Annotated in this window: 30 protein-coding genes; 23 read left to right on the forward strand and 7 right to left on the reverse strand. The window is 64.7% G+C overall.

All coding sequences use genetic code 11. The features are described 5' to 3' along the window. Positions 1-200: 200 nt before the first annotated feature. The 7 genes from ABIB80_RS23790 to ABIB80_RS23820 all read left to right on the forward strand — a co-directional run bounded on the left by ABIB80_RS23790 (position 201) and on the right by ABIB80_RS23820 (position 4,263). Positions 201-407, forward strand: coding sequence for a hypothetical protein (locus ABIB80_RS23790; RefSeq protein ID WP_007603205.1), 207 nt, complete (start codon positions 201-203; stop codon positions 405-407). A 2-nt stretch (positions 408-409) separates the two neighbouring features. Then, positions 410-610, forward strand: coding sequence for a hypothetical protein (locus ABIB80_RS23795; protein ID WP_007603207.1), 201 nt, complete (start codon positions 410-412; stop codon positions 608-610). A gap of 80 nt (positions 611-690) precedes the next feature. Beyond that, the gene (locus ABIB80_RS23800; RefSeq protein ID WP_354128532.1) at positions 691-1,767 is read left to right on the forward strand and encodes a flavodoxin family protein; all 1,077 of its coding nucleotides are present in this window, start codon (positions 691-693) and stop codon (positions 1,765-1,767) included. Next, entirely contained in the window at positions 1,764-2,669 is a 906-nt protein-coding gene (locus ABIB80_RS23805) for an NAD(P)/FAD-dependent oxidoreductase (protein WP_354128533.1), read from the forward strand. The genes ABIB80_RS23800 and ABIB80_RS23805 overlap by 4 nt, the downstream gene beginning before the upstream one ends. An 18-nt stretch (positions 2,670-2,687) precedes the next feature. Next, the gene (locus ABIB80_RS23810) at positions 2,688-3,632 is read left to right on the forward strand and encodes a cation diffusion facilitator family transporter (protein WP_219685667.1); all 945 of its coding nucleotides are present in this window, start codon (positions 2,688-2,690) and stop codon (positions 3,630-3,632) included. Positions 3,633-3,733: 101 nt separating this feature from the next. Then, positions 3,734-4,063 carry a four-helix bundle copper-binding protein gene (locus ABIB80_RS23815; RefSeq protein WP_007611368.1) on the forward strand — a complete coding sequence of 110 codons (330 nt, stop codon included), beginning with the start codon at positions 3,734-3,736 and terminating at the stop codon, positions 4,061-4,063. 11 nt (positions 4,064-4,074) lie between these two features. Beyond that, positions 4,075-4,263, forward strand: coding sequence for a hypothetical protein (locus ABIB80_RS23820; RefSeq protein ID WP_219685666.1), 189 nt, complete (start codon positions 4,075-4,077; stop codon positions 4,261-4,263). Between the two features lie 20 nt (positions 4,264-4,283). On the opposite strand, the gene ABIB80_RS23825 is transcribed toward ABIB80_RS23820, so the two are convergent. Further along, complete coding sequence (locus ABIB80_RS23825; protein ID WP_007603214.1) at positions 4,284-4,541, reverse strand: hypothetical protein; 258 nt, start codon at positions 4,539-4,541, stop codon at positions 4,284-4,286. A gap of 286 nt (positions 4,542-4,827) precedes the next feature. On the opposite strand from ABIB80_RS23825, the gene ABIB80_RS23830 reads away from it, so the two are divergent. After that, positions 4,828-5,202, forward strand: a complete 375-nt coding sequence (locus ABIB80_RS23830; protein ID WP_007603215.1) for a hypothetical protein — start codon at positions 4,828-4,830, stop codon at positions 5,200-5,202. 3 nt (positions 5,203-5,205) lie between these two features. Here the strand turns inward: ABIB80_RS23830 and ABIB80_RS23835 are convergent, their stop codons facing one another. Together ABIB80_RS23835 and ABIB80_RS23840 are read right to left on the reverse strand one after the other, a co-directional pair. Further along, entirely contained in the window at positions 5,206-6,525 is a 1,320-nt protein-coding gene (locus tag ABIB80_RS23835) for a polysaccharide deacetylase family protein (RefSeq protein WP_219685665.1), read from the reverse strand. Positions 6,526-6,716: 191 nt separating this feature from the next. After that, positions 6,717-7,490 carry a polysaccharide deacetylase family protein gene (locus tag ABIB80_RS23840; RefSeq protein ID WP_219685664.1) on the reverse strand — a complete coding sequence of 258 codons (774 nt, stop codon included), beginning with the start codon at positions 7,488-7,490 and terminating at the stop codon, positions 6,717-6,719. A gap of 116 nt (positions 7,491-7,606) precedes the next feature. Between ABIB80_RS23840 and mgtE the strand changes: the two genes are divergently transcribed. From mgtE to tolA, 4 genes are all read left to right on the forward strand, one after another. After that, the gene (gene mgtE, locus ABIB80_RS23845) at positions 7,607-9,028 is read left to right on the forward strand and encodes a magnesium transporter (RefSeq protein WP_007603218.1); all 1,422 of its coding nucleotides are present in this window, start codon (positions 7,607-7,609) and stop codon (positions 9,026-9,028) included. A 163-nt stretch (positions 9,029-9,191) separates the two neighbouring features. Beyond that, positions 9,192-9,539 carry a helix-turn-helix domain-containing protein gene (locus ABIB80_RS23850; RefSeq protein WP_035994747.1) on the forward strand — a complete coding sequence of 116 codons (348 nt, stop codon included), beginning with the start codon at positions 9,192-9,194 and terminating at the stop codon, positions 9,537-9,539. A gap of 172 nt (positions 9,540-9,711) precedes the next feature. Beyond that, positions 9,712-10,530 (forward strand): aldo/keto reductase, encoded by an 819-nt coding sequence (locus ABIB80_RS23855; RefSeq protein WP_007603220.1) that lies wholly within the window; start codon positions 9,712-9,714, stop codon positions 10,528-10,530. Positions 10,531-10,579: 49 nt separating this feature from the next. Beyond that, entirely contained in the window at positions 10,580-11,596 is a 1,017-nt protein-coding gene (gene tolA, locus ABIB80_RS23860) for a cell envelope integrity protein TolA (RefSeq protein WP_354128534.1), read from the forward strand. 929 nt (positions 11,597-12,525) lie between these two features. Here tolA and ABIB80_RS23865 read toward each other — a convergent pair. Continuing rightward, a complete protein-coding gene (locus tag ABIB80_RS23865) occupies positions 12,526-13,239 on the reverse strand; it encodes a DUF599 domain-containing protein (RefSeq protein ID WP_219684903.1) in 714 nt (237 codons plus the stop codon). Between the two features lie 124 nt (positions 13,240-13,363). On the opposite strand from ABIB80_RS23865, the gene ABIB80_RS23870 reads away from it, so the two are divergent. The 5 genes from ABIB80_RS23870 to ABIB80_RS23890 all read left to right on the forward strand — a co-directional run bounded on the left by ABIB80_RS23870 (position 13,364) and on the right by ABIB80_RS23890 (position 16,472). After that, positions 13,364-14,026 carry a glutathione S-transferase family protein gene (locus ABIB80_RS23870; RefSeq protein ID WP_354128535.1) on the forward strand — a complete coding sequence of 221 codons (663 nt, stop codon included), beginning with the start codon at positions 13,364-13,366 and terminating at the stop codon, positions 14,024-14,026. 87 nt (positions 14,027-14,113) lie between these two features. Then, the gene (locus tag ABIB80_RS23875) at positions 14,114-14,482 is read left to right on the forward strand and encodes a YidB family protein (protein ID WP_354128536.1); all 369 of its coding nucleotides are present in this window, start codon (positions 14,114-14,116) and stop codon (positions 14,480-14,482) included. Between the two features lie 178 nt (positions 14,483-14,660). Continuing rightward, positions 14,661-14,864, forward strand: coding sequence for a hypothetical protein (locus ABIB80_RS23880; RefSeq protein WP_007603227.1), 204 nt, complete (start codon positions 14,661-14,663; stop codon positions 14,862-14,864). Between the two features lie 159 nt (positions 14,865-15,023). Next, positions 15,024-15,989, forward strand: a complete 966-nt coding sequence (locus tag ABIB80_RS23885) for a hypothetical protein (RefSeq protein ID WP_007603228.1) — start codon at positions 15,024-15,026, stop codon at positions 15,987-15,989. Positions 15,990-16,031: 42 nt separating this feature from the next. Further along, the gene (locus ABIB80_RS23890) at positions 16,032-16,472 is read left to right on the forward strand and encodes a DUF1489 family protein (RefSeq protein WP_354128537.1); all 441 of its coding nucleotides are present in this window, start codon (positions 16,032-16,034) and stop codon (positions 16,470-16,472) included. Here ABIB80_RS23890 and panC read toward each other — a convergent pair. Then, on the reverse strand, positions 16,469-17,320 hold the full coding sequence (gene panC / locus ABIB80_RS23895; RefSeq protein WP_354128538.1) for a pantoate--beta-alanine ligase: 852 nt from the start codon (positions 17,318-17,320) through the stop codon (positions 16,469-16,471). The two genes, ABIB80_RS23890 and panC, sit on opposite strands and share 4 nt — an antisense overlap. Positions 17,321-17,602: 282 nt before the next feature. On the opposite strand from panC, the gene ABIB80_RS23900 reads away from it, so the two are divergent. The 4 genes from ABIB80_RS23900 to ABIB80_RS23915 all read left to right on the forward strand — a co-directional run bounded on the left by ABIB80_RS23900 (position 17,603) and on the right by ABIB80_RS23915 (position 21,396). Further along, positions 17,603-18,526, forward strand: coding sequence for a division plane positioning ATPase MipZ (locus ABIB80_RS23900; protein ID WP_007603231.1), 924 nt, complete (start codon positions 17,603-17,605; stop codon positions 18,524-18,526). A gap of 343 nt (positions 18,527-18,869) precedes the next feature. After that, on the forward strand, positions 18,870-19,730 hold the full coding sequence (locus ABIB80_RS23905; protein WP_007603233.1) for an alpha/beta fold hydrolase: 861 nt from the start codon (positions 18,870-18,872) through the stop codon (positions 19,728-19,730). Between the two features lie 120 nt (positions 19,731-19,850). Then, on the forward strand, positions 19,851-20,600 hold the full coding sequence (locus tag ABIB80_RS23910) for a vWA domain-containing protein (protein ID WP_007603235.1): 750 nt from the start codon (positions 19,851-19,853) through the stop codon (positions 20,598-20,600). 70 nt (positions 20,601-20,670) lie between these two features. Continuing rightward, positions 20,671-21,396, forward strand: a complete 726-nt coding sequence (locus tag ABIB80_RS23915) for a DnaJ domain-containing protein (protein ID WP_007603236.1) — start codon at positions 20,671-20,673, stop codon at positions 21,394-21,396. A gap of 224 nt (positions 21,397-21,620) precedes the next feature. Here ABIB80_RS23915 and ABIB80_RS23920 read toward each other — a convergent pair whose 3' ends face one another. Then, a complete protein-coding gene (locus ABIB80_RS23920; protein WP_354128539.1) occupies positions 21,621-23,468 on the reverse strand; it encodes a serine hydrolase in 1,848 nt (615 codons plus the stop codon). A gap of 387 nt (positions 23,469-23,855) precedes the next feature. Between ABIB80_RS23920 and ABIB80_RS23925 the strand changes: the two genes are divergently transcribed. Continuing rightward, the gene (locus ABIB80_RS23925; protein ID WP_219684910.1) at positions 23,856-24,194 is read left to right on the forward strand and encodes a phasin family protein; all 339 of its coding nucleotides are present in this window, start codon (positions 23,856-23,858) and stop codon (positions 24,192-24,194) included. A 75-nt stretch (positions 24,195-24,269) separates the two neighbouring features. Here ABIB80_RS23925 and ABIB80_RS23930 read toward each other — a convergent pair whose 3' ends face one another. Next, positions 24,270-25,571, reverse strand: a complete 1,302-nt coding sequence (locus ABIB80_RS23930; RefSeq protein WP_354128540.1) for a vWA domain-containing protein — start codon at positions 25,569-25,571, stop codon at positions 24,270-24,272. Between the two features lie 493 nt (positions 25,572-26,064). On the opposite strand from ABIB80_RS23930, the gene clpS reads away from it, so the two are divergent. Beyond that, on the forward strand, positions 26,065-26,397 hold the full coding sequence (clpS, locus tag ABIB80_RS23935) for an ATP-dependent Clp protease adapter ClpS (RefSeq protein ID WP_018455182.1): 333 nt from the start codon (positions 26,065-26,067) through the stop codon (positions 26,395-26,397). Positions 26,398-26,512 lie beyond the last annotated feature (115 nt).

Consider the following 26,512-nt stretch of genomic DNA (forward strand, 5'->3'; position numbering starts at 1 on the left):
CTTCGCCGTTTCGTTTCGCATCGGCAAAATCACGCACCGTTAACTTATTGAAATGCCGGAACCTGCGGTTGCGGCCGAAGCTGTGAACGCTGCCGGGCTGGGCCGCCCCGACCGGCACGAAACTCTGGCCCCGGCGCCGACCTCCCGCCGGGGCCAATTCCTCCCAATTCCTTCCATCTGAAGGGCTTTGTGAAAGTACAATGACCGCGAAACGCAACCGCAGGAAACAGACCCAATCGCTCCAGGAGCGGTTGGTGGCATTCGCCGAAGCCGCTCGCGAGCGCGCGCGCAGCCTGCCGCCCGGCAAGGAGCGTGACATGCTGCTTCGGCGCGCCAAGCAGAACGAGGTGACCTCCAACCTGACGGACTGGCTGAGCGAACCCGTATACCCGAGACGGGGAGGGTGACGATGCGGAGCATCAAGCACTACCGCGCGTTCCAGATCGATCCGGACGGGCATGTGTTTGGATGCATCAACCTGGTCTGCGACAATGATGAGCAGGCCAAGCGCGAGGCCGCCTCGCTCGTGCTGGTGCACCGCATCGAACTGTGGCGGCTGGACCAGCGCATCGCGCAGTTCGATGTGCCGCCGGAAGTTGTCCGCCAGTAGGGCGACGAGAGGAGAGCGAGAAGGAACCGCGCGCTGCGCCCCGGGTTGGTCGGACTGTACCGACCTCGCGAGGAGCCAGCATGACGGAAGCCGACATTCGCAAGGGGATGCCGCCCGTCAAGCTCTCGCGCGAGGCCTTCGAGCGCCGCTACCGGAGCCGGTTCGTCGATCCCGCCTTTGCACCGCTCCAGCGCGAGCTCGACGCCATCGTCGGCGCGGCCTGGGATGCCTACAGCAATTCACGCAAGGCCCCGCTGACGCGAAAGGCGGGCGCAGGATTCTCCGATCCCGATTACGACATCGCCGTCGACTGGCTCGATGCGCGCGCGAAGATCCTGGCGGCGCAGCGACGCCATGACGACGCGGACGAGACGCCGCGCATCCTCATCATCAACGGCTCGGCCCGTAGCGAGCACACCTGTCCCGGCGAGATGTCCAAGACCTGGCGTCTGGTCGAGCTCGCCGAGCCGGTCTTTGCCGAGCTTGGGCTTGCCGTCGACGTCCTCGATCTATCGCGCCTGGCTTCGGAGTTCGGCAAGACGATCCATCCCTGCAAATCCTGCGTCGGAACCGCGATGCCGCTCTGCCACTGGCCGTGCAGCTGTTATCCGAACTATTCGCTGGGGCAGACCGACGACCGGATGAACGATATCTATCCGCTCTGGATCGCGGCCCACGGCATCCTGATCGTGACGCCGGTGAACTGGTATCACGTGCCCGCCGGGCTCAAGGCGATGATGGATCGCATGGTCTGCGCCGACGGCGGCAATCCCGATCCGACCTCGACCCACGGCAAGAAGGCGGACGAAGCCAAGGCGCTGGAGCTGAAGGGCTGGTCTTATCCGCGCCATCTCGCCGGCCGTCATTTTGGCCTCGTCGTTCACGGCGATGCGGTCGGTGCCGAGGGCGTGCGCCGGGCCTTGTCGGATTGGTTGACCGATATGCAGCTGATCTCGGCGGGCCGCTTCGCCGAGCTCGATGGCTATGTTGGCTACATGGAGCCATACGCCACCTCGCACCGCGACCTCGATGACGACAGGGCATTCCAGACGGAGGTGAAGAACGTCGCGCGCGCGCTCGGCAATGCGGTCCGGCTGGCGCGGAGCGGACAGCTTCGCGCGCCCGGTGCGGGCCTGTCGGATCCAAACCCCAAATGACGGCGAATGATCAGCCGTATGATTGCCTGATCGTCGGCGGCGGCCCCGCCGGGCTGATGGCCGCGATCTATCTCGCGCGATTTCGGCGCCGCGTCTGTGTCGTGGACGCGGGCGCGAGCCGGGCGGCGCTGATCCCGCGCAGTCACAATGTGCCGGGCTTCGTCCACGGCCTGTCCGGCACCGACCTGCTCGCGCGCATGTCCGCGCAACTGGGCGAGCTCGCGGTCACGCGGGTGGCCGCCGAAGTCACCGCCTTGCGGCGAGACGACCAGGGTTTTCAGGCGATCTGGAACGGCGGCGCGGATACGGCTGCTACCGTCATCCTTGCCAGCGGCATCGTCGACGCCCATCCGCCGTTCGACGAATGGCGCGCGGCGGTCGCAGACGGGCTGTTGCGCTACTGCCCCGTTTGCGACGCCTACGAGGCGATCGGCCGTCGCATCGGCATCGTCGGTCCGCTTCACCGTGCCGCCGGCAAGGCGCTCTTCATGCGCGGCTACTCGCGCGACGTGACGTTGCTGGCAACGGGCGAGGATGACGGGAAGGCCGCGGCACCGGAGCTGAATGAATCGGGTGTCGAGATCGTCGTCGCGCCCGGCCTGCGCCTGAGGCGGAGAGACGACGGCGTCGAAGCCGTCTTCGCCGACGGCCGGACGGCGCAATTCGACATGGTCTATCCCGTGATGGGTGCGGAGGTGCGCTCGCATCTCGCGACGAATCTGGGGGCCCAACATACCGGGGAGGGTTACCTGAAAGTCGACGATCATCAGCGCAGCTCGGTCGACGGCCTCTACGGCATCGGCGACATCGTCACCGACCTGCACCAGATCTCGGTCGCGTTCGGCCACGCCGCGGTCGCCGCCTGCACGATCCACCACAGCCTGCCGCGGCGGCTGGCATGAGGAGCGGGGTATCGGACATTGGCAACAGAATCATCCTCGAAGACCGCGGTCTATGCGGCGCTCTTCGGCAATGTCCTGGTCGCGGTCACGAAGATCGGCGCCGCCGCGTGGACAGGAAGTTCGGCCATGACGAGCGAGGCGGTGCATTCGCTCGTCGACACCACCAACGAGATCCTGCTGCTCTACGGCTATCGGCGCGCGAGCCGTTCGCCCGACGAATCCCATCCGCTCGGCTATGGGCGCGAGCTGTATTTCTGGAGCTTCATCGTTGCGCTGCTGATCTTCGCGCTGGGCGCCGGTGTCTCGCTGTATCAGGGCATTCTGCATGTCGCCGCACCCGAGCCGATCGAAAGTCCGATCGTCAGCTTCGTGGTGCTTGGGCTGTCGTTCCTGTTTGAAGGCGGCTCCTGGCTGGTTGCCCTGCGGCGCTTCAGCTCCGACGGCCAGCGGTTCGGATATTATCAGGCCTTCGTTCGCAGCAAGGATCCTCCGGCATTCATGGTGCTGCTCGAGGACAGCGCGGCGCTGGTCGGCATCGCCATTGCTGCGGCGGCCACTGCGGCCGCCGTAGTGCTGAGCCAGCCGGTCTGGGATGGGATCGGTTCGATCCTGATCGGGATATTGCTGGCGATCGTGTCGATCGGTCTCGCGCGCGAGAGCAAGAGCCTGCTGATCGGCGAGCCTGCCGATCCGGAGCTTGCGCGATCGGTCCTCGACATCGCAAGGCGTTCGCCCGGCGTGCTCAGGGCCAACGGCCTTCTGACGGTGCAGCTGTCGCCGGTCGAGGTCGTTGCGGCCCTCAGCATCGAATTTGCGGATGACAAGCGCGCCGACGACATCGAGCGATGCGTCGTCGCGATCGAGACCGAGATACGCAAACGCCATCCGAGCGTGGCGGCGCTGTTCATCAAGCCGCAGACCGACGCCCGCTACCGGGCGGTGCGCGCGAGGCGCTACGGCTAGCTGCGCGAAGTTCCCCCGACGTCACAATCGGCACGACGGCAGGAACGATCACAACATCCCCCTGGTTGACCGGGGCAGGGGGCGAGCACTGGAGAAACCGGATGGCTCAATCCGAAGACATGACGCGCTGCATCGCGCTCTGCATGAGCTGCTACCAGACCTGCCTCGGCACCGCGATGAACCATTGTCTCGAGACCGGCGGCAAGCACGTCGAGCCCAAGCATTTCCGTCTGATGATGGCGTGCGCCGAAATGTGCCGGACAGCGGCGCATTTCATGCTGATCAACACGCCGCATCACCGGCACACATGCGGCGAATGCGCGGAAATTTGCAGCGAATGCGCCGAGGATTGCGAGCGGGTCGGCGGCATGGACGAGTGCGTCGCCATGTGCCGCTCCTGCGCGCAATCCTGTCGTGCGATGGCGGCCTGAGGACGAAGCCCATGCTGGAAGAGAAACTCACGGAAGCCATCGTCGCGGAGCTGCAGCGGCAGGCGGCCAACCGGCCGCAATTGCTGAAGGTCGAACGCGCGGACGATGCGAAAGCCTCGGAGGAGCTGATCGTCAACGGCAAGATCGACTTGGCCGCGCTGGTCATGGTGATCGCGGGATCGGTCGCCGGCGGGCCTTAAGTCCGGCCGTCAACGCGCCCTCAGCCATATTCCTCGCCGATGCCGTATTCCCGGTAGATCTCCAGCGGATCGAGGTCGGGAAACAGCCGGCATTTGGCCTGGGCGAGATGCAGGCTCACCGCCGCCGGCTCCTTGCCGTTCGAGAGCATCTTGCGGATGTCGTCCATATGCGCGCTCGGCTGGTGCTTGGTGTCGAGCTGCTCCAGCGCGACCAGCGCGGTCGCCAGCGCCTCGGTCAGAACCCAGTCGTCGTGGCCGGTGATTCCCTTCTTCGGCATCGGCAGACCCCATATGTGGCGGCGCCAGTCTATCGGGACTTCCGCCAAATCTCCATGGAGCCGTTGCAGCCAGCAGGCGCGGAAGGGGCCGGCGGCCGTGCTCCGGCTTGCATTATGGCCGGGCGTGGCTAAAAGGCGGCATTGCCGGGGCAATAGTATCTTTGGTGAAACAAAGTTGGCGTAGACCGGCCTGCATGGCATTCGGGCCGGCTATTCCGGTCTGGCCCCCTGATCCCCGCATTCGCAACACGGTCCGGTTGCACCACCCTTCAAGGCTTGAGCCCGCATGGTCTTTCTAAGCTTCGTCTACCGCTTCGTGACCAACTTCGCATTCATGGCGATGGTCTATTTCAGCCTGAATTTAATGGAGAAATACCAGAACCGGGCGATCATCGCGATTCTGGTGCTGATCTATACCGGCATGCGCGCAGCTTCGACGCTGCGGGCCTTCTACTTCTACCAGAAGATCGAGCGGCTGGAGGCTGAGACCAAGCGGCTGCAGGGCCCGATCAATGACGGCGCGGGCGGAACGAACGCGCGCAGGCAGGTCGTGGTTGACGTCGCCCGGCTGCGGCGCGACGGCGAGGTCAAGTCCTATATGGACCTGTTCTTCCTGGCGCTGATCGTGTTGCTCTGCGTCGCCAACATCATGCGACAGTAGGCTCTACTGCGCGCGCTTCTTCAGGCTCGCCACACGGGTCGGGCGCGGCGCAGTGCTCTTTGGCGCGGCGCTCTTGGGCGCAGTGCTCTTGGGGGCAGTGCCCTCGGTCTCTGCGGCATGCTTCGGTGTGCCGTGAGCAGCGCGCGCGGTGCGGGCAGCGCGCGCCTTGCCGGCTTTGCCCTTGGCCGCACGGGGCGTCTCGGCCGCCATTGCCAGGCGTGTCGCGACGCGCCGCGACAACGTCGTCGACAGCAGCACCTCGACAGAGCCCTCGGGGATTGCAAAGAGATCGCGGGCGGGCACGGGCAGGGTGGCCGCGACATTGGCGAGCGCCATGGTCTTGCGCGGCAGCAGCGGTTGATGCGCGGTCTGCGCGTTGAGGTCGGCCAGCGAGGGCGCCGGAAGCGTCTTGGTCTGCGCGAACACGAAATTCGGCACGGCGGGCCAGCGCGCGATCGGTGTGGTCTCGGTCGGCGGATGCAGCAGCCATTCCACCGGCGTGGTCGGCGTCGCCGGCTGCTCGGCGGTCGCGGGCACCACGTGCACGATGCGATAGCCGCGCGCCTTGAGGTCGCGGATGATCTTCGGCAGGGCCGCCACCGTGCGGGCCTGGATGTCGTGCAGCAGCAGGATGCCCTTGCCCTTGGCCTCGAGCCGCTGGATCGCGAGCTGATAGACGCGATCGGAGGACACATGGCGCCAGTCGTCGGCCGGGAAATCGGCGCTCCAGACCTGGATCCCGCGCGAGATCAGAAGGTTCTCGACGCCGTCGGCGCGCATCAGGCCGGGAATGCGGAAAAACGGCGCGAGCTTGGACGGATCGGTCATTGCGGCCGATGTCCACTCGATGCCGCCATTGATCTGCGCCTCGGCCTTGTCGAGCGGCATCCGGTCCATTGTGAGCGGATGCGTCATGCTGTGCGTGCCGACGGTATGGCCCGCGGCGACCAGCTTGCGCACGCCGTCCGGGTTCGCCTTGGCCTGTTCGCCGATGATGAAGAAGGTCGCCTTGATGCACTCGTCGGCGAGGATCTGCAGCACCTGGTTGGAATATTTCGGCAACGGACCGTCGTCGAAGGTCAGGACGACTTCATGATCCTTCAGCGGCAGCGTCTCGCGGTACTGCATGGTGCCGATGCGGGGATGCTCGTGCGGATCGACCACGAGGGTGCGGGACGTGCCGAGTGCGTCCGGACGGCCGGGGCAGTCGGCCGCAATGGCCGGCGAGCCGATGGTCAGGACACCCAAAAATCCGCCTAGGAATCCGCCAAGGCAAAGGACGATCCACGATCGCGTCCGAGCAACAACGCTACTTCCGATCATGAACCCGGTCTGCCCTCTTACGCGATTGCCGCCATAGTAGGTCGGAGACATCTGCAAACGGTTCAGGCGCAAGGAACCGTTACCCAGGACTCTGCCGCGACAAGTCCCCTTGATACTTGCATGGCTTAGCATGAACAGACTGTTAATAGGGCCAAAATCACCCCATTTTGCGCCGGCGTGACATTCCGGCATCAACGGGCGTCGGCGCTCTTCTGTGATGTGCCCGCCGGCACGATGTGAACCACCCGATACCCGTTCTCCCTCAGATACCGCAGGAAGGCCGGCATGATCGCGGCCGTGCGCGCCTTGGGATCGTGGAACAGGATGATACCCTTGCCGGCGGCGGCTAGGCGCTCGGTGACGAGCTTCAATTCCTGCTCCGGCGTCATCTCGTTCCAGTCGCTGGCCCACAGGTCAGCCCCGAACACCACGATGCCGCGGGACTGGAGCAGGTCGAGCTCGGCTTGCGTGGCTTCGAAATAGGGGAAGCGGAAGAACGGGGTCGCGGGTGTCGTCGTCGGCGTGCCGTGCAGCGCCATCTCGACGGCGGCAATGCCGCGATCGATCTCGCTCTTCGCCTTGTCGAACGGGATCCGCGCCATGAACGGATGCGAGAAAGTGTGGTGACCGATGCTGTGGCCCTCGCGGGCGATGTGCTTGACCATGTCGGGGTGTTCGGAGGCGTGCAGGCCGATCAGGAAGAAAGTCGCGCGCACGCATTCCTGCGCCAGTGCCGCCAATACCTTCGACGTCGTCGGCGAATGCGGTCCGTCGTCGAAGGTCAGCACGACCTCGTGATCGGCGAGCGGCAACGTCTGCGGAAAGCTCTTCAAGCCCACGCGCGGCGTGGTCTTGGCGTCGACGCTCAGAATGCGGGAGGTGCCGAGCGCGTCCTTGCGCGGGCACTCGGCGGCTTCAGTCGAGGCGGTGCCGGCGAGGGCGGCGAGCGCTGCGCCTGCCGACATCGAGGTCCACCTCAATCGAAGCATCTTTGTCATTGCGCTCAGAGTTGCCTTGTGGGTATTGCCTGAACCGTCAGCTCAGACCACTCGTTTCAACCTGTCGAACGGCGAGGCGCGCCATGGATGAACATCTGGACGGTGCCGCGTCTGCTGCGGAATCGGTACTCGACCACGTGCCGATGCGCAATGAAGACGGCGAGATTCGTCACGAATTCGTCGCGGAAATTGCCCATGCGATCGAGGCCGGCGACAGCGCCGCGCTGCGCGCCTGCGTTGCCGAACTGCACGAGGCCGATCTCGGCGATCTCATCGGGGCTCTCGAGCCTGACGATCGGGTCCGCCTGGTCGAACTGACGGGGCGCGATTTCGACTTCTCCGCGCTGAACGAGCTCGACGAGGGCGTGCGCGAGGAGATCCTCGAGGAACTGCCGCCGCAGACGGTCGCGGAAGGTGTGCTCGAGCTCGAATCCGACGACGCGGTCGAGCTGCTGGAAACGCTCGATCAGGCCGATCAGGAGGAGATCCTCGAGAAGCTGCCGCTCAAGGAGCGCGTCGTGCTCGAGCGCAGCCTGCTTTATCCGGAAAACTCCGCCGGCCGCCGGATGCAGACCGAGTTCATCGCCGTGCCCCAGGATTTTACCGTGGGGCAGGCGATCGACTACATGCGCGAGACGCCGGATTTGCCTGACCGCTTCTACGAGATCTACGTCGTCGACAAGGAGCAGCATTGGCAGGGCGCGGTCTCGCTCGACGTGCTGCTGCGCGCCCGCCGCCCGGTGGCGCTTGCCGAGCTGACCGACGAGGATCGCCGCCGCGTCTCCGTCCTGGAGGACCAGGAGGAGGTGGCGCGCATGTTCGGCAAGTACAATCTCGTCGCAGCCCCGGTGCTCGACACCCAGGACCGCCTCGTCGGCGTCATCACCGTCGACGACGTCGTCGACGTCATCGAGGAAGAGGCGGACGAGGACCTCAAGGCGCTCGGCGGCGTCAACAGCGACGAAGAGCTGTCCGACACCGTGTTCACCATTGCACGCGCACGGTTCAACTGGCTGCTGGTCAATCTCGCCACCGCCTTCTTGGCGTCCTCCGTGCTTGGCCTGTTCGAGGGGCAGCTTGAGAAGATGGTAGCGCTCGCCGTGCTGGCGCCGATCGTCGCGAGCCAGGGCGGCAATGCCGCGACCCAGACCATGACGGTCGCGGTGCGGGCGCTGGCGACGCGCGAGCTCGGCTCCTCCAATGCCTGGCGCGTGGTGGTGCGCGAGGGCCTGGTCGGCCTCGTCAACGGTCTCGCCTTTGCCGTGATCACGGGAATCGCGGCGGTGGCCTGGTTCAGGATCCCGGGCCTCGGCATGGTCATCGGGCTCGCCATCATCGTGAACCTCTTCGCCGGCGCGCTCGGAGGCATCCTGATCCCGATGGCGCTCGAACGTGTGCGAGCCGATCCGGCGGTGGCGTCAGGCACGTTCGTGACAACGGTCACCGACGTCGTCGGCTTCTTCTCCTTCCTCGGCATCGCGACCTTATGGTTCGGGCTGAGGTAGGAGCTGTTGAAATCCGTAGCCTGGATGGAGCGAAGCGTAATCCAGGGCCGCTGCGTCGGCTCGAGAGATGCCCCGGATCGCGCTGCGCTCCATCCGGGCTACTGGCCATCATCTTTAATCCGAACTTAAGCGAGCTGCCGCATCATCGTTCCCGCTTGGGGGAATGAGCATGCGTGTGCGGCTGAAGGCGGACGGACGGATCGTCGAGTTGCGGGATGGGCAGGAGTTTCCGGTCCAGCCGTTTCCAATCCAGCCCTTTCCGATCCAGCCCTTGCCAATCCAGCCTGCGGCCAGCGCAGCGCCGGCCGAAGCCAGCTCGCTCGCCGTGCGCGATTTGCGTCGCCGCGCCTGCCTGACCCAGATGGAGTTCGCGGCTAAACTCGGCGTTCCCGTCGAGACCATCCGCAACTGGGAGCAGGGCAAGCGCGCCCCGCGGGGACCCGCCCGCGCGCTGCTCGCCGTGATCGCGCATGCGCCCGAGACCGTGTTCCAGGCGCTCGCCAAAGCCTGAGCTGAAGGCCTGTCGTCGAGGCTTGGCGTCAAGGTCTGGCGCGAACCTCCCGTTAGCATTGCGCGCAAGATCCGGCCCGGCGGTCGGTGCCGCCCGTTGGCAGCGTTGCCAGCCGGGTTCATAATGACGCCTGGATCATGATTTGGGGCGACCGCGACAGAGAGGATTCCTCATGCTGTTCGTCGAGACCAATGGCGCAAGAATACCGGCCATCGGGCTGGGAACCTGGGAGCTGAGCGGGCGCATGTGCGCGCGTGTGGTCGAGCAGGCACTGCGGCTCGGCTATCGCCACATCGATACCGCACAGGTCTACGACAATGAGCGCGAGGTCGGCGACGGCTTGCGCGCCTCCGGCGTGCGCCGCGACGACATCTTCCTGACGACGAAGGTCTGGACCAACCATTTCGCGCCTCACGATCTCGAACGCTCGGTCAAGGAGAGTCTGGTGCGCATGCGGCTTCCCTCCGTCGATCTCTTGCTGTTGCACTGGCCCAATTCGCACGTGCCGCTGGAGGAGACGCTGGGCGCGCTGTCGCATGCCAAGCGCATGGGCCTGACCCGCCACATCGGCGTCTCCAATTTCACTGTTGCGCTGATCGAGCAGGCGGTGGCGTTGTCGCCGGAGCCGCTGGCCTGCAACCAGGTCGAATACCACCCTTATCTCGACCAGGCGAAGGTGAGGGCTGCCTGCGATCAGCACGGGCTCGCGCTGGTCGCCTACAGCCCGATCGCCAGGGGGCGGATCAAGACCGACCAGACGCTCGCCGAGATCGGGCGTCTGCATCACAAGACGCCGGCGCAGGTCTGCCTGCGCTGGCTGGTGCAACAGAATGTCGCTGCGATCCCGCGCACCTCGCGCGTCGAACGCCTGTCGGAAAACATCGAGATCTTCGATTTCGAGCTTTCGGATGACGAGATGGCCCAGATCGCTGCGCTGGCCAGTCCCAGGGGCCGCCTGACCGATTTCGGCTTCGCGCCAAAATGGGATTGAGAGGGGGCTGCCGTATGCTAGGACCAGCTTGGCAACCTGAAGTCAGGCGATGGAACTGCGGAAGATCATACGGACGGACATTGCAGCGTCGGCGATCGCCCATCTGACGCTGGTCGCGGTGATCATCGTGATCAGCGAAGTCCATCCGTTTCACGCCAACCCGCCCGAATCGGTTTCCGTCAGCATCGTGACGCCGGAGCAGGTGAAGCAGGAGGAGGTCAAGGCCGAGGAAAAGGCCGAAGAAAAACTCAAGGCGAAGCCGCCGGAGCCGATCCCTGACCTGAAACTGCCGAAACTGGATTTCACCGACAAGGACAAGGCGGCAACCGCGCCAAAGCCCGAGGCGAAGCAGCAGGCCGCGGCACAATCCTCGAAGCAGCAAGCCTCAAAGCAGCAGGCCTCGCCTGAACCGCCGCAGCAGAAACAGCCGCAGCCACAGCCTTCACAGACGCCGCAGCAGCAGCGCGAGGCGAATGCGCAGACGCAACCGCAGCCTCAACAGCCACAGCCACAGCCTCAGCCATCGCAGTCGCCGCCGCCTCAGGCGACTCCGCAGCCACCTCAGCCTCCGGCGCCACAGCTCCTGCCACAAGCGATGCAGCAGCCAGAGGCCGTGCCGCCCCCGGCCTATCAGGCGCCGGAGCCCGACGTCACCGTCAAGTACGGCGTCATGCTGGGCCTGCCGCCGGAATTGCCGACGGAGCTGTCGAAAGACGCCCCCAAGGACGATGGCGGCGATGCCAAGGATTCAATCGCGGCCAAGCTGCCGGCCGAAATCATCGCCGAGCTGCGTCGTCACTTGCGAAGCTGCGCCAAGCTGCCGGCGGGGGTCGCGCCGACCGACACCGTCAACATCAAGCTGCGCACGGTGCTCGCGACCGACGGCACACTGGCGCGCGAGCCGATCCTGATCGAAGCCCCGCCATCCGCAAAGGGCGTGGCGCTCGTGAAGTCCGCCATGAGCGCGCTTCAGGCCTGCCAGCCCTACAAGATGCTGCCGGCCGACAAATACGGGGAATGGAAGGTGATGGATCTGCCGTTCAGCCCGCGGGATTTCGGCGGATAGCAGGTAGTCAAGTAGCCTGGATGGAGCCAACGGGTCGGCGCGAAGCGCCGCCCGATGACAGGCTCCGCGCAATCCAGGGCCGCTCGCGCTGCGTTTCGCACCTTCCCGGATTACGCTGCGCTCCATCCGGGCTACGCGACCGCGCCTGTGTCGCTCCTCTGTCAATCCGCTCACGCAAATATATTCCGCTTTACCGAAATTCGGTTTTGGCGTATGTGTCGGTCATCCCGGCTCATCCTTGAGGGGCGATCTCGTTGTCGTCTTGATTGCGAGCCGGGCTTGCGGTGGACGCGGCAGCGTCGGCATGAGAGGTGCGGGCAGGGCGGGTAGTCCCTGTGAGCCCGCAACCGCCTGCGGACGAGCGGCGCTGTGAAGTTCGTCTCGTCGGTATTTCGATGGCCACGTGCACGAGGCCGTCGAACCCTGCGGCGAAATGGCGAAGGCGCGTACGGCAAAACCGTGTGGTCCTGGCCGTCGTTGCTACGGTCAAACTTTCGCGGAGGTGTGTGCGAGCCCAACCGGGCAGACAGCATCATCCAATTCGCGAGGCGAGGGAGGCCAGAAGGAAAGTTCGGCTCCCGGGAGAGCACGGCATAAGCCGTCCAACCATCGCGCAGGGAAGGCCGAGTGATTGGCACCACCTGTATGCTGCTGTGCGGTTTTTCTGCGTGTGCTTTTCGCGCAGCGGACCGCGGGTGCGAGGTCAGCACCCGGCCTTCCCTGCGCCCTCTTGGCTTTGAGGGTGGAGCGACGAAGCAAAGCTCGGGCGAAACGCGCCGCGAGGATGCAAAGCTGTGTCTGGAAAGCGTAGGATGGGTAGAGCACTTGCGGAACCCATCATGCTTCCGCGAAGAAGAAGCGTGATGGGTTTCGCTTCGCTCTACCCATCCTACGAATGCGCATTCCGTCGCGTGCGGGACACGCGCGAGTCAACGACCGCGCTTCATCTCATCACCATCCACCAACTCCGGCGCCATCGCCTCCCACGCGCTCGAGGCGAATTGCCGCCGCCAGGTCACGATCACCACGGCTGCCGTGGTGACGAACAACACCCAGGGGCTGACGAACCAGCCGAGATAGCCGAGTGCGAAGAAGAAGGCGCGCTGGCCGCGGTTGAAATGGCGGCCGGCGGATTCGAACAGGCGCGAGGTACGGATCACATGAGCTTCGGCCTCCGGCGTGTCACGCTGCGAGGCCGCCGGCATGCCGCCGAACAGGATCGCGACATAGTTGAACAGGCGGTACGACCAGGCGAATTTGAAGAAGGCATAGACGCAGATCAGGACAAGGCCGACGCATTTCAGCTCCCACATGGCGGGCGAGGTGCTGAGATCGATCGGCAGCTTGCTCAAGATCGTGATCGCGTCGTTGGTCGCGTGCAGCAGCGCCAGCGCGCCGCCGAGCGCGATGAGGCTAGTGGAGGCGAAGAAGGCGGTGCCGTTCTGCAGCGAGGCCATGATCTGCATGTCGACCATGCGCGCGTCGCGGTCGAGCAGCCGGCGCACCCACACCTCGCGGTAGCGGTTCATGCGCGCCGACAGGCTGTCGCGGCCGTAGGCCGAATGCTCCAGCGTCAGGGCGTAGACCAGCCATTCGATGATGAAGAAGCCGACGGCTGTGATATCGACCCAATGCCTGCTCATGTCAGTCTCCTGGAGAGGATCGCAACGCTTGCCACGCATGGCGAGGTGCAGCAACGATTGATTGGCGGCAGGCGATGGCGTTAAAAGCGGCTCGCTTCAAGGCGTATCGGGAAGGACTGATGACATGGCTGCGCTGAAACTCGCAATCGGCAACAAGAATTACTCGTCATGGTCGATGCGGCCCTGGCTCGCGCTCCGCGCCAACGACATTCCGTTCGTGGAGACTCTTATCCCGCTCTACACCGACAATCCCGCGGACAAGGAGCAGATCATCTCGTTCAGCCGCGCCGGAAAGGTCCCGGTGCTGGTCGATGGCGACATCACGGTGTGGGATTCGCTCAGCATCATCGAATATATCGCCGAGCGCTATCCGGAAGTGAAGCTGTGGCCGGACGACGCCGCCGCCCGCGCCCACGCCCGTTCGGTGTGCGCCGAGATGCATTCCGGCTTCATGGCCCTTCGCAACGAATGCGGCATGAACCTGCACCGCCCGGTGCGCCCCGTGACGCTGTCGGCGGACGCCGAGGCCAATATCGCGCGCGTGCAGGAGATCTGGCGCGAATGCCGGACCCGGTATGGCGCCAATGGACCGTTCCTGTTCGGGCGCTTCGGCGCGGCGGATGCGATGTATGCCCCGGTCGTGCACCGCTTCCGCACCTACGCGATCGAGGTCACGCCGGAGACCAAGGCCTACATGGACACGATGCTGGCGCTGCCGGCGTTGCAGGAATGGACCCGGGACGGGCTCGCCGAAACGCTTGTCATCGAAAAGTTCGAGAACGTGTAGTCGCGAATGTGATTGAGCGCGGCTTGACGGCACGGCGCGTGACGGCGCTCAATCGCGGCGGAGCTGCGGGCAAGAAGAGGGGTTATCATGGGAATCCTGGACTCGTTGGAGAACAACCCGGCGCTGCGGAGCGCGCTCGGCCAGCTCGGGGCAGCCGTGTTGCCGGCTGTGCTGAGCGAGGTGCTCGGCAGCAACAATCAGGGCGGCCTCGGCGCGATCGTCGCAAAGCTCCAGCAGGCGGGGTTCGGTGACCAGGTCAAATCCTGGCTCGGCAACGGCCAGAACCTGCCGATCTCGGCCGACCAGCTCCGCACCGTGCTCGGCAGCGATACCGTCCGCCAATTGGCTGCGCGCTACAACATCCCGGTCGACCAGCTGGGCCAGATTCTGGCCCAGGAACTGCCCAAGGCCGTGGATCACGCAAGCCCCGACGGCCATTTGCCCCATAGCGCCTGAGGAACCGGTCCCAGCGGTATCACCGGCTGGCGGCATCACTCTGAAATAACTGCAAAATTTGCACGTTTGCCATGTCGCATACTGCTGGCCAAAAAAGCCCGCCGCATGCTATACAGCGGCCGGGTTTCCGGCCGGCCGACGCAGTGGGACCACGGGCGTGGCAGGCGTTGTTTGAGTGATGGAGAGGGTGTTGAAGCACAAATTCCCTATTGGATCGCGCGTGTTGTTCACGGCCAGCAATGTCGCACGCCCTGCTGCCAGCGGCTCGTATGAGATCATCCGCTTGCTGCCGACGGATGGTGACGACTGCCAGTACCGGATCAAGAGCTCGACCGAGGCTTTTGAACGCGTCGCCAAGGAAAGCCAGCTCGCGCTGTCCTGAAGACCGACGCTACCCGCGCATTGGCGCGTCCCCAGGAATTTGTATTCTGCCGCCGTCAAAAGGCCCGCTTCACCTTCAAAAGGTGGGCCGGGGGCAGCTGCCGACTCTCGGTGCTCGCTTTGACCATTCGCTCTCTGCTCGCGTGAGGGGACGTCGCGCATGAACTGGGCATGGGCCTCGTCGCTCGACCAAATCTGGCGCTCGCCGGCCTTTCCAATGTGGATGATGCTGGCGGCTGCCGGCTTCTTCGGACTGATCCTCCTGGTCACGCTGCAGCGCGCCGAGCGGTCGGTCGCCAACGGCGCGCTGACCGTTGTTACGCTGCTCGCCATCACCATCGCGATGGCTGCTGTTGTGCGCGTCGATGGACCGGCAGGGCAGACCACCCCGACCGAGGCGCGCGCGCAGGCCGCGATGACCGCGAGCCTGCCGGCGTTGTCCTGTCTCGACGATCTCGCCGGCGATGCCGTGGCCATCGGCTGCGAGAAGGCGCTGTTCGGCGCGCCGGACGTGGCCGCTGCGGCCGTCTCCACGACCGCGGCCAGGATCGACCGGCTGATGGCGCTCGGCGATGCCGCGACCGCCGAGAAGAGCCTGACGCCCGACATCAAGGTGCTGCGCAAATCGCTGGAACGTGATCGCTATGGCTTGGTCGCGCAGGTGCTGGTCGTGCGCGACGGTTGCACGCAGTTCGACTGTGCGGCCTTCCGCTCGCTGACCGACCAGCAGCAGGTCGCCGCCAACATGGATTCCCATCTCTACGACACGCTGGTCGCGCGCTACGCCCCGACCTGGAATGCGCCTGCAGCAGCGCAATCGTTGCCCGCCACTGCCGCCCTTGCCGGACTGCCGCCGTCGATGCCGACGGGCAAGCCGACCAGTGCGGAGTTCCCGAGTGCCTCGTCGACGCCGCCGGTCAGCATCATGAATCCGGAGCCGCCGACGCGTCAGGCGGCGCCCACCGCGAACGCGGCGGCTCCGCGCCCCCCGGCAGCGGCCTCGGCACAGGCCGCAGCTCCCGCCGCGAAGAAGCCGCCTGCGCCGAAGGCTGCGCGGGCACCAGCGGCAGCACCGGTTCCGCTCACGCCGCCGGCCGCGGCTCCCCCGGCTGCGGATAACGAGTAGATCGGCATTCCAAATGCGCGGCTGCCCGGCTAATGCTGGGGCATGCCACTACATCTGATCAAGCTCGCCGTCGGCTGCGAATCCGTCAAGGAATTGAAGGAGTGGACCGCCGAACGGATACAGACCGCCAAGAGGAAGGGTCTGCCGCAACATCACATCCACATCACCCGCATGGTGCCCAAGCGCGACGCCGAGATCCTGTCGGGGGGCTCGCTCTATTGGGTGATCAAGGGCGAGGTCGCCGCACGCGAAAAGATCATCGGCATCGAGCCGTTCCGCGACAAGGACGGCATCGGACGCTGCCGGATCGTGATGCAGCCGAAGGTGATTCCGGTGTCGCCGCGGCCGATGCGCCCGTTCCAGGGCTGGCGCTACCTTGCCGACGATTCGGTGCCGCCCGATCTCGGCAAGTCGGCCGCCGGCTCGATCGCGGCGATGCCGGAGCCGATGCGGCGCGAGCTGCGCGATCTCGGGCTGCTCTAAACCGCGATATTGTCGATCAGCCGGGTCGTGCCGAGCTTGGCCGCGACCAGGATGCGCAACGGCCCGTCCTTGCGCGAGCTGACCTGTGCCAGGGTCGCTGCATGGCGGACCTCGAAATAGTCGAGCTCAAAGCCGGCTGCCGTGATCATCGCGGCACCGCGGGCCATTGCGGCTGCGGTCGCTTCGCCGGTGCGGATGCGCCCGGCGCTCTCCTTCATGGCGCGGTACAGCGTCGTTGCGGTCTGCCGCTCCCGTGGCGACAAATAGACGTTGCGCGAGGACATCGCGAGCCCGTCGCGCTCGCGCACGGTGCGGGAACCGATCACCTTGACGCCGAGGTCGAGGTCGCGGGCCATCTGCGCCACCACCCGCAACTGCTGAAAATCCTTCTCGCCGAAGATCGCGACATCCGGCCGGCACTGCGTGAACAGCTTGCCGACGACGGTGGCGACGCCGCCGAAGAAATGCGGGCGGAAGCGGTCCTCGAGGCCGGCCAGCGCCGGTCCCTCCGGTACGATGCGGGTGGCAAAGCCCTCCGGATACATGGCCTCGGCGCCGGGGTGCCAGACGATGTCGACGTCCTCGGCGGCGAGCTTGGCGATGTCGGATTTCCAGGTGCGCGGGTAGGCGCCAAAGTCCTCGGTCGGGGCGAACTGGGTCGGATTGACGAAGATCGACACCACGACGCGGCTCGCGCGCCGCTTGGCCAGGCGCACCAGCGACACATGACCGTCATGGAGCGCTCCCATGGTCGGGACCAGCGCGATCGTGGCCTTTCGCTTGCGAAGATTGTCGACGGCGCGTCGCAAGGTGGGGACCGTGCGGGCAATCAAGGGGCTGCGTGACATCAGAACTCGACGGGGTTTGGAATCGGCGGGCGCGTCCCGGCGCCCGGCAGGCTAACCTTAACAAGCGGCGACCATGGACGCCACGCATCCGGATGCGGCACAGCATCCCGCGCAAAGCCGCGCAAGAGGTCGCGACATTGTGGGCTGGATCACAGACGCGAAGCGGCGCGGCGATTCATGACGAAGGACGGCGCGCCGCGATTTGTATTGCCTGTCACGCATTTCACTTGACCGCAGACGCGGCCAACTCGAAGATATTCGTTAGGGGTGTTGAGGATCGCGATGCTTGTGCAAGCTAGCCAAGGCCAGTCCGGCTCGGCGCATGTGGTCGTGCTCGGCAACGAGAAGGGCGGCTCCGGCAAGTCGACCACCGCCCTGCACATCGCGGTCGCGCTTCTAAAAGCCGGCCAGCGCGTCGCCACCATCGACCTCGACTGCCGTCAGCAGAGCTTTACTCACTACATCAACAACCGTTCCGCCTGGGCGCGCCGCACCAAGCTCGACCTCGAACTGCCGCTGCATCGCTGCATCAAGCTCGGCGAGACCATGCAGGTCGCCGAGAATGAGAATTCGGAGTTCCTTCAGTTCATGGAGGCGGTCTCGGCGGTCGAGAGCAGTTTCGACTTCATCGTCATCGATACGCCCGGCACCGACAGCTATTTGATGCGGCTTGCGCACTCGATGGCCGACACGCTGGTGACCCCGATCAACGACAGCTTCCTCGATTTCGATGTGCTCGGCACCGTCGATCCCGCCAATTACGCGGTGACAGGCGAAAGCCACTACGCCGAGATGGTGCGGGATGTCAGGCGCAAGCGCCGCCAGCTCGACGGCGCGACCACCGACTGGATCGTGGTGCGCAACCGGCTGTCGATGCTCGGCTCCCGCAACAAGCAGCTCGTTGCCGAGGGGTTGAAGGATTTATCGCTACGGCTCGGCTTCCGCTACGTCGACGGCTTCGCCGAACGCGTCGTCTATCGCGAGTTCTTCCCGCGCGGCCTGACCGCGCTTGACGAGATCGACGAGGCGACGCTGGGCATGCGGCCCAATCTCGGCCATCTCACCGCACGCGAGGAGGTGACGAGCCTGCTCCGCCAGCTCAAGCTTCCGCTCGACGAGCGCGGACGTCGCCGCGCCGCCAACCGCGCCGAGTGGTTCAATCAGGTCGACAAGCCGCTCGAGGTCCACGACATCCTCGGCGCCTGAGGCGGCGGTATATCGCTACTTCCAGTCGATCAAGCAGCCGGTTCCCACGGGAACCGAGCCCGCACTCAACCGTTTTCACCCCGCGTTTACTGCAAAATTGAACCCGATCGAGACAGGTTGCGTCGGAAGGTGACGTGCACCCTGACGTAGCCGTATGAGAACCGGGTGCCCAAGAAACGTGTGCGCCGCACAATGAAAGGGCTGATGGTTCACAATATTTAGCCTTCCTGTCACGCGCCTGTGACATATATTAGGGAATAGGCGACCAGGGGCCGAAGAGCTCCGGAAGAACACGATTTTCAACAGGGATTCAGGCCGCAAGAGCCTGAGGCTGAGGACGAAAATGAAGCGTGGAATTGCCGTTCTGGTTTCGGTCAGTGCCCTCTGTGGTGTCGCCTATTTCACGGCGAGCAAGTGGGCAATCAGGCACGAGACCATCACCTTCTACGATGCCTCGCGCGACAACCGTGCGGTGCCCGTCGATATCGCGATCCGTCGTGACAAGGAAATGCAGGCCAATGCCGGCATGATCACGATGCCGGTCGCCGTGATCAACCACGGCAACACCGTCAAGAACACCGAGTACGGCTTCCTCGCCAACATTTTCGCCGCGCGCGGCTACCTCGTCGTCAGCCCGCAGCATGATTTGCCGACCGATCCTCCGATGGTGACCAAGCCCGGTGAGATCTATGTCGGCCGGCTGCCGCAGATCCTGCGCGGCGTCGCCAACATCCATCTCGCCATGCAGGAGATGAAGAAGGTTCAGCCCAACGCCGACTACGAAAAGGTGACAATGGTCGGCCACTCCATGGGCGGCGACATCACGATGTATTTCGCCAAGCAGTATCCGGATGAGGTCAAGAAGGTCGTCACGCTCGACAATCTTCGCGTGCCCTTCGTCACCGCCGGCAAGTTCAAGATCCTGTCGTTCCGCTCCACCGATCCGCAGTTCAAGGCCGATGCGGGCGTGATCCCGACCGACGAGGAATGCGAGAAGGCCGGCATCCAGGTCGTGAAGACCGAATTCCAGCACAACGACATGCGCGACACCGGTCCGGACGCGGCCAAGAACTCGATCCAGGGCATGCTCGACAAGTTCCTGAGCGCGACCGACAGCGAAGTGGCGCCGGTCGATACGCAATCGTCCCCGCCCAAGATTCTCGAGCCCGGGCCGGTCGCTTTGATGGCGCCTGCCAAGAGCTGACGCCTTCCTCGTCGTCGATAGCGATATTCAAAGCCTCCGCCGGCTGCCGCCTGCGGGGGCTTTGCACATTGACCTAGCTGCGTGCGCTGACCACATTAGCCGCTCACGAAAGGTCAAGGAATGTCCGGCGAACCCATCAAACCGCGCGGCCGCGATGCCGTCTCGGCACAACCAGATGGCGCTGTGCCGCAGGCGGGGACCTCGACCTCGGAGGACATCGCCGCCTTCGTCGCAAACGCGCGCGCGCTGTCACCGCATGCGCCCGGTGCGAAAGGGCGGCTGATCTTCGCGCTGGATGCGACGATGAGCCGGCAGCCGACCTGGGACATGGCCTGCGCGCTTCAGGCCGACATGTTCCGTGAGACCGCCGCGCTCGGCAGTCTCGACATCCGGCTCGTCTACTATCGCGGCTTCAACGAGTGCCGCGCCACGGGATGGATCTCCGACAGCGCCAGGCTTGCGACGCTGATGGGCAAGATCGATTGCCGTGGCGGCGACACCCAGATCGGCAAGGTGCTGAGCGAGTCGCGGCGCGAGGCGGTCGCATCCGGCGTGCGCGCCGTTGTCTTCGTCGGCGACGCCATGGAGGAGAACGTCGACGAGCTCTGCGCCAAGGCAGGCGAGCTCGGCATGCTCAAGGTGCCTGTGTTCGTATTTCAGGAAGGCCATGACTCAGTGGCCGAGCAGGCCTTTCGCGAGATCGCGCGTCTGACAGGTGGTGCCTGGTGCCGGTTCGATCCGGGCGCGGCGGCGCAGTTGCGCGAGCTGTTGCGCGCAGCCGCCGCCTACGCGGCCGGCGGACGCGAGGCGCTGTTGCAATTGGCGAAGACCGCAAGTGGCGCGGCCAGGCTGATCGGCCAGATGAAGTAGCGCTGGCGCGCGGTCGGCGGGGGCGCAAGGACACGATGCTTTTTGGCGGTAGGCCGACTATATTCCGGCCATGACCCTGATTGCCGGCGCTATCGCTGTTATTACCCTTTATCTGCTGCTCCAGATGTTCCGTTCGGCCAATCCGGCCGTGCTGGCACGCGCGATCAGGTTCGGTGGCGGCGTGGTCGCGCTGGCTGTCGCAGCGTTCACGGGCCTGAAGGGCGAACTGGTGGTTGCGATCCCCCTCGGGATATTCGGCGCCGGGCTCCTGGGTTGGACACCGATGGCAAACGCCGGCTTCGGCAATATCGGCGGGCTGTTCGGCGGGGGCGCGACGCGCCCGGCCGGTCAGGCCTCGCGCGTGCGCTCGCAATTCCTGGATATGCGGCTCGATCACGATTCCGGCCAGCTCGGAGGCCGGATCGTCGCCGGGCCTCACGCCGGGCGCGATCTCGATGAGTTCGATCTCGCGGCCCTGCTGGCAATGGTCCCGGCGTTCGACGCCGAGAGCGTGGCCCTACTTGAAAGCTATCTGGACCGCCGGTTTCCCGCTTGGCGTCAGAACGCGCAGGGCGACGCGGCAGGGGGGCAGCGCCGCACGGTGGCGACCGGCAAAATGACGACGGAGGAGGCCTATCAGATCCTTGGCCTGCAGCCGGGGGCGGGGCGTGACGACATCAGCCGGGCTCACAAGTCCCTGATGAAGAAACTGCATCCCGACCAGGGGGGCTCGACGTATCTCGCTGCCCGTGTAAACGAGGCCAAGGATACTCTGCTTCGCACGCATAACGGCTAACTCCGGCACCACGCTACAAACGCTCGTCCCGTGTGAGCTCTGCTTGCTCTGTTTGCCGTCGCCCCGATGCCCGCCATTGTCGGCGTGGTCGATCCCTTGCGTAAAGTTTTAACCGTAAATCCTTGACGAGAGGTTGTCGTGGAACAGCCTCGTCGGCCACCGCGTCCCGAAAATGAAAATGCCCGCGCAAGGCGCGGGCATTTTCATTGGAGCGGTGCGAAAGATCAGTTGCGGACGGTCATGCAGGAGATATCGGCGCGCTTCAGGGTGCGGCAGACGGCTTCGGCCTGGTCGCGGTCGAGCCCGGCGAAGCGGGCGCGGTAGAGCTTGCGATTGTCTTTCGCGACGACCGGCTCGGTGAACGGGTCGGCCTTGCTGAGCAGGCCACGGGCCGAGCTGCGCGCCGCGTCGATGCGCTGCTGGGCTTCGTTCTCGCTCTCGAGCGCGCCGACCTGGACGATCCAGCCGCTGTGGGTGACGACCGGCTTCGTGGTGGCGCTCATGATCGGCTGCAGCGCCGGGTCGGCTGACGCGAGCTTCGCAGCAGCCGGGGCAGGTGCGGCGGCGGTTGCGGCCGGTAAGACGCCGAGGACGCCGTTGCCGGTGCCGAAGCCCGCCGGCTGCCGCGGCAGCTCGGTACGGGCGATCTCGGCCCTCGGAGCTTCCGGTTGGCTGGCGACCTCAGGCTTGTTGATGAGGTCTGCCCGGGCGACGACGGCGCCGGAGGTTTCGGCGACGTCGGAACGGGACGCGATCGTGCTCGTGACCTGCGGTGCGATCTGAGCCGGGGCGGCGGAGGCGACCTTCACGGCGCCGGCCTTGACCTGGACGGTCTTGACCCTGACCGGCTTCATCGGCTCGGACGAGCCGGGGATGATCGAGAGCGGCTGGCTCGAGATCACGCCATTGGTGAGCGGCGCAGGCTCGATCCTGGATTCTGTCGGCCGAACTTCAGGCCTGTTGGCTTCAGATCTGGGCTGAGCCGGCGGCACCGCGGCAGTCGCAGCCGCAAGCGTCGAGAGGCGCGCGGCGAGACGCGACGGGGCTGCTTCGGGAGCAGGGGCAGCCGCAGCCTGGACCTGCGGAGCGGAGCGGGTCGGGCTATCCGACGCATCGGCGACTTCGGCAGCGGCATCGGAACCGTTGCGCTCGGTGACCGCGGCGACGGTGTGGGTGGTCGCGGCCTTATCGAGGTTCTCCGCGAGCAGGTTGCGCATGATGGCGTCGCGCGAGCCGCCGCTGCGGCCGCCCAGCACCACGCCGATCAGGTGGCGGTTGCCGCGGCGCATCGAGGTCACGAGATTGAAGCCGGAGGCGCGAGTATAGCCGGTCTTGATGCCGTCCACGCCCTCGACATTCCCGAGCAGATGATTGTGGTTCCGGATCGACTGTCCGCGCCAGTTGAAGGTCGAGGTCGCGAAATAGCGATAGTAGCGCGGAAAGCGCTCCTGGATGGCGCGGCCGAGCGTGGCCTGGTCGCGCGCGGTCGTGACCTGCTCGTCGTTGGGAAGGCCGTTGGCGTTGCGGTAAACCGTCCTGGACATGCCGAGCGAACGCGCCTTGCGCGTCATCATCTGGGCGAAGTCGTCCTCGTCGCCGCCAATCGCTTCCGCGATCACAACGGCTGCGTCGTTGGCGGAGCGGGTGACGAGACCCTTGATCGCGTCCTCGACGCGGATGGTCTGGCCGGCACGCAGGTTCAGCTTGGTCGGATCCTGATCGGCGGCGTGCTGTGAGACCGGCATCTCGGTGTCGAGCTTCATCTTCCCGGACTCGAGACGCTCGAACAGCAGATAGAGCGTCATGATCTTGGTCAGCGAGGCCGGATGGCGGATCCCGTCGGGGCTCGTTGCCTGAAGCACGGAGCCGGAATTGCCGTCGACGATGATCGATGCGAATTTCGGGCTGGAACTCTCGGACACATCGCGCTGCACGCGGTGTTGCGCATAGTGACGCCGGTGGCGCCGCGCCTCGGCAGCATCTGTGGTGAAGATGACCGCACTGGTAACCGCAAGAAGCCCAAAAACGCCAACCCGCGCCAAGCGCGAGGAAGACAAGTTTTTACGAAGCATGAAACCCCGTCCCCGTTTCTGACTTGATCACCGGCTCGTGAGGCGAAATTGTGCCCATGGGACCCTGGATCATTACCTGCTCAGGCTGTCCTCCGCAGGTGTTGGCCGCGGGTGACGTTGGGCCTGAGCCGCTGTTCTGGCTAAGGTGATGTTCTCCAACGGCTTTTGGCCGCTTGTGGAAGTAGAACACGTCCAGGGAATCAAGGTAGGGCGCTGCGGTTTCCAAAAGCTTAAGGAACCATTGCGGGAAACCCCGGGAATCGCGGCGAATTTTGTATGTAATTTGTGCGATGCACAAAATTCTTGACTTTTTTGTGCGTTGCACTAATTGTGAGCAGAGTCAGGGAGCCGGGGCTTCCCGACGAGAGCTAGGGAAAAGGATTCCGAATGTTCAAGGTTGAAGACTTTCAAGGCTACGGGAAAGAGCACTTCGAGCAGTACGTCGCCTCCGCGACCTCGATGCAGCACGGCCTTCAGGCGATCGCCAGCGCCTACGGCGACTACACCAAGAAGTCGTTCGAAGACACCAAGTCCTTCGTCGAGAAGCTTTCCGGCGTGAAGTCGCTGGACAAGGCCGTCGAAGCGCAGACCGAATTCGCCCGTTCCGCCTACGAGTCCTTCGTCGCGGAATCGCAGAAGATCGCAGGCCTTTACGGCGACCTCGCCAAGCAGGCGTTCAAGCCGGTCGAGACCATCGTGTCGAAGTTCACTCCGGCCGCCAGCTAACGTTTCCTGACGTCCTGGAATCAAAAGCCCGGCTGAAGCAGCCGGGCTTTTTTTGTTTGTCGTGGCGTGTCGATCTCAGCGCGCCACGCGCAGCTTGGACAGCGACGTGCCGATGTCCTTGAACACCGAGACGGTCTGATCTGCCTTCGTCACCAGATAGAACTTGTCGGTGCCGCTCGCGCAATATTGCAGTACGCTGGACGTCGGATCGCTCCCGGTGTTCACTTGCACCGTATAGATCGTGATGTTCGCCGCCTTGGCGTTGTCGCACAGTTTCTTCTGCCGCGCGTCGATTTGCCAAGCGTTGCCGTACCAGCGGTTCTGCGTGTTGAGACCGTCGGAGAGCAGCACGATCGCGTCCTTGTAGGTGTAGTTGGCGTCTTTGGCCGGCGCGTTCATGGGATCGCCGGTCGACAGCGTCATCCAGCCCCAGGCGAGGCCAATGCCCTGGTTGGTGTTACCGGTGGGCTTCATGGCGTCGATCCGGCTCTTGAGTGAACTCCAGTCGTAGCTCAGCGGCATGATTGGCTGCAGATAGGATGAACTGCCGGTGTCGCAGTAGGAGTACTGTTCGGCCGGGAACTGCGTTCCCGCGTTGCCGCTCGTGGGCGTCGTGTTCTTGGTGTCGTAGTCCTGGTCGCGATCGACCACGCATCCCGTCCACCTGTTGTGGTTGGCGGACCTGGTGCCGCGGGCCGCGTCCCAATCGGTGAAATCGACCCAGTACTTGTTGTAGTTGCTGGCACCCACGTTGACGTCCTTGGCAAACGGAACGATCGAGATGTAGACGTCGCCATCGGTCTTGGCGAGCGGGCTGAGCTGGTCGACGAGGCTCTTCGCGGCGGTCTGCATCGCCGCCATCTTGCCGTCGTCCGCCATCGACCCCGTGTTGTCGAGCACCAAGGCCACGCGCATGCGCACCAGACCCCAGGCGCTGGTGGAATCGGCGCCGACGTCGAGTGTCGGGAAACCTGCGACCTTCATGAAGGTGGTCGTGTAGGTGCCGGTGCCGGTGACCTGGATGGTGGAGCCCATGCTGGTGCTTGCGGTGTAAGTGGCCGCGATGCTGACCGACGGCAGGGAGCTGGTGGCGGTGAACAGGGCGTTGAAATAAGCCTGCGCCTTGGTGCTGATCTGCGAGGTCGTGATGGTGCCGGATGACAGATCCTTGGAGACCATCAGCGAGGTCGAATCGAGGGCCGCCTGCATTGCGGAACGAGCCTGGGCCGCGCGACTGTAATCGATTGCAGCTCCGACGAAGCCTAGAACCGGGAGCAGCGCGATAGCGAAGATCACGGCGATATTGCCTTGTTCGGCCGCTGCAAACCGGGAGAGGTGTCGACCAACAATACGGCTGACGAGGGGCAGGCTAGACATGACGATTCCCGGAAATCTGTGACTTTGCCCGTTTTCGCGCCACGCCATTGAAGGCAGGGTAAATGGGTCCGTAGAAAACCGGAGATAACCCGCGCGAAGCCGCCGCAGCCGCGTTACCGGCCGGGTTCCTGGTCAACATCTTCTAAACCGGCGGGGCGGAAGCTTTTGTCAAATCAGTCCGGATTGATTAACCTTGGTGAGGATCGCCCGGACCGGGAATCGGGACCGCCGGGGCCGCATCGACCCAGCTGTCGCACGCTTGCGGCGAGCCGGGGGCAGGCCCATATTCGGTGAAGCCGATCCGGCTTGGACCGGACCGGCTGGAAGCGGCGATCCAACAAGGCGGTGCGCCTGTGCGAAGCTCCGAAGGCCGGGGCTGCGCGGCGAACCGCCATACGCTTCCGTGGGGAATTTGAACGCCTGAGCCATGCCGCAACTGTCTTCCAGACCAGATCCGTCCGCGGCCGCCGCCGCCCACGCCCACGCTCCGCTGATGAGCAACGACGAGAACCGTTCGGGCGGTCCCTCCGCGCCAAACACGTCCGTCATCACCAAGGTCAAGCCGAAGACGAAGCGGCCGAACCTGTACCGTGTGCTGATCCTGAACGACGACTACACGCCGATGGAATTCGTCGTTCATGTGCTGGAGAAATTCTTCCAGAAGGACGCCGAGGCCGCAACCAAGATCATGCTGCACGTACATCATCACGGGATCGGGGAGTGTGGCGTGTTCACCTACGAGATCGCCGAGACCAAGGTGACGCAGGTGATGGATTTCGCTCGCAAGCACCAGCATCCGCTGCAATGCGTGATGGAAAAGAAGTAAGACACGGCGCGTTTGAAGGCGGTTCTTGTGCATGTCGCAGTGTGATTGCCGCGTGATGTCTGCGCGCGATGTTCGTTGCAGACGGCAAAACTACGGAATTTCGGACCGCTGCCGA

This window comes from Bradyrhizobium sp. i1.15.2 (assembly GCF_040548425.1).
GTDB lineage: Bacteria > Pseudomonadota > Alphaproteobacteria > Rhizobiales > Xanthobacteraceae > Bradyrhizobium > Bradyrhizobium canariense.

Excerpts from the sequence above, each read along its gene's own strand:
- tolA (WP_354128534.1), top strand. The coding sequence starts at position 10,580 with ATGGAACTGCGGAAGATCATACGGACGGACATTGCAGCGTCGGCGATC.
- mgtE (WP_007603218.1), top strand. The coding sequence starts at position 7,607 with ATGGATGAACATCTGGACGGTGCCGCGTCTGCTGCGGAATCGGTACTC.
- ABIB80_RS23825 (WP_007603214.1), bottom strand. The coding sequence starts at position 4,541 with ATGCCGAAGAAGGGAATCACCGGCCACGACGACTGGGTTCTGACCGAG.
- ABIB80_RS23915 (WP_007603236.1), top strand. The coding sequence starts at position 20,671 with ATGACCCTGATTGCCGGCGCTATCGCTGTTATTACCCTTTATCTGCTG.
- ABIB80_RS23890 (WP_354128537.1), top strand. The coding sequence starts at position 16,032 with ATGCCACTACATCTGATCAAGCTCGCCGTCGGCTGCGAATCCGTCAAG.
- ABIB80_RS23855 (WP_007603220.1), top strand. The coding sequence starts at position 9,712 with ATGCTGTTCGTCGAGACCAATGGCGCAAGAATACCGGCCATCGGGCTG.
- ABIB80_RS23815 (WP_007611368.1), top strand. The coding sequence starts at position 3,734 with ATGGCTCAATCCGAAGACATGACGCGCTGCATCGCGCTCTGCATGAGC.
- panC (WP_354128538.1), bottom strand. The coding sequence starts at position 17,320 with ATGTCACGCAGCCCCTTGATTGCCCGCACGGTCCCCACCTTGCGACGC.
- ABIB80_RS23840 (WP_219685664.1), bottom strand. The coding sequence starts at position 7,490 with ATGTCGGCAGGCGCAGCGCTCGCCGCCCTCGCCGGCACCGCCTCGACT.
- ABIB80_RS23790 (WP_007603205.1), top strand. The coding sequence starts at position 201 with ATGACCGCGAAACGCAACCGCAGGAAACAGACCCAATCGCTCCAGGAG.
- ABIB80_RS23870 (WP_354128535.1), top strand. The coding sequence starts at position 13,364 with ATGGCTGCGCTGAAACTCGCAATCGGCAACAAGAATTACTCGTCATGG.
- ABIB80_RS23905 (WP_007603233.1), top strand. The coding sequence starts at position 18,870 with ATGAAGCGTGGAATTGCCGTTCTGGTTTCGGTCAGTGCCCTCTGTGGT.
- clpS (WP_018455182.1), top strand. The coding sequence starts at position 26,065 with ATGAGCAACGACGAGAACCGTTCGGGCGGTCCCTCCGCGCCAAACACG.
- ABIB80_RS23875 (WP_354128536.1), top strand. The coding sequence starts at position 14,114 with ATGGGAATCCTGGACTCGTTGGAGAACAACCCGGCGCTGCGGAGCGCG.
- ABIB80_RS23820 (WP_219685666.1), top strand. The coding sequence starts at position 4,075 with ATGCTGGAAGAGAAACTCACGGAAGCCATCGTCGCGGAGCTGCAGCGG.
- ABIB80_RS23930 (WP_354128540.1), bottom strand. The coding sequence starts at position 25,571 with ATGTCTAGCCTGCCCCTCGTCAGCCGTATTGTTGGTCGACACCTCTCC.
- ABIB80_RS23885 (WP_007603228.1), top strand. The coding sequence starts at position 15,024 with ATGAACTGGGCATGGGCCTCGTCGCTCGACCAAATCTGGCGCTCGCCG.
- ABIB80_RS23910 (WP_007603235.1), top strand. The coding sequence starts at position 19,851 with ATGTCCGGCGAACCCATCAAACCGCGCGGCCGCGATGCCGTCTCGGCA.
- ABIB80_RS23850 (WP_035994747.1), top strand. The coding sequence starts at position 9,192 with ATGAGCATGCGTGTGCGGCTGAAGGCGGACGGACGGATCGTCGAGTTG.
- ABIB80_RS23805 (WP_354128533.1), top strand. The coding sequence starts at position 1,764 with ATGACGGCGAATGATCAGCCGTATGATTGCCTGATCGTCGGCGGCGGC.
- ABIB80_RS23920 (WP_354128539.1), bottom strand. The coding sequence starts at position 23,468 with ATGCTTCGTAAAAACTTGTCTTCCTCGCGCTTGGCGCGGGTTGGCGTT.
- ABIB80_RS23880 (WP_007603227.1), top strand. The coding sequence starts at position 14,661 with ATGGAGAGGGTGTTGAAGCACAAATTCCCTATTGGATCGCGCGTGTTG.
- ABIB80_RS23795 (WP_007603207.1), top strand. The coding sequence starts at position 410 with ATGCGGAGCATCAAGCACTACCGCGCGTTCCAGATCGATCCGGACGGG.
- ABIB80_RS23900 (WP_007603231.1), top strand. The coding sequence starts at position 17,603 with ATGCTTGTGCAAGCTAGCCAAGGCCAGTCCGGCTCGGCGCATGTGGTC.
- ABIB80_RS23925 (WP_219684910.1), top strand. The coding sequence starts at position 23,856 with ATGTTCAAGGTTGAAGACTTTCAAGGCTACGGGAAAGAGCACTTCGAG.
- ABIB80_RS23800 (WP_354128532.1), top strand. The coding sequence starts at position 691 with ATGACGGAAGCCGACATTCGCAAGGGGATGCCGCCCGTCAAGCTCTCG.
- ABIB80_RS23835 (WP_219685665.1), bottom strand. The coding sequence starts at position 6,525 with ATGATCGGAAGTAGCGTTGTTGCTCGGACGCGATCGTGGATCGTCCTT.
- ABIB80_RS23865 (WP_219684903.1), bottom strand. The coding sequence starts at position 13,239 with ATGAGCAGGCATTGGGTCGATATCACAGCCGTCGGCTTCTTCATCATC.
- ABIB80_RS23830 (WP_007603215.1), top strand. The coding sequence starts at position 4,828 with ATGGTCTTTCTAAGCTTCGTCTACCGCTTCGTGACCAACTTCGCATTC.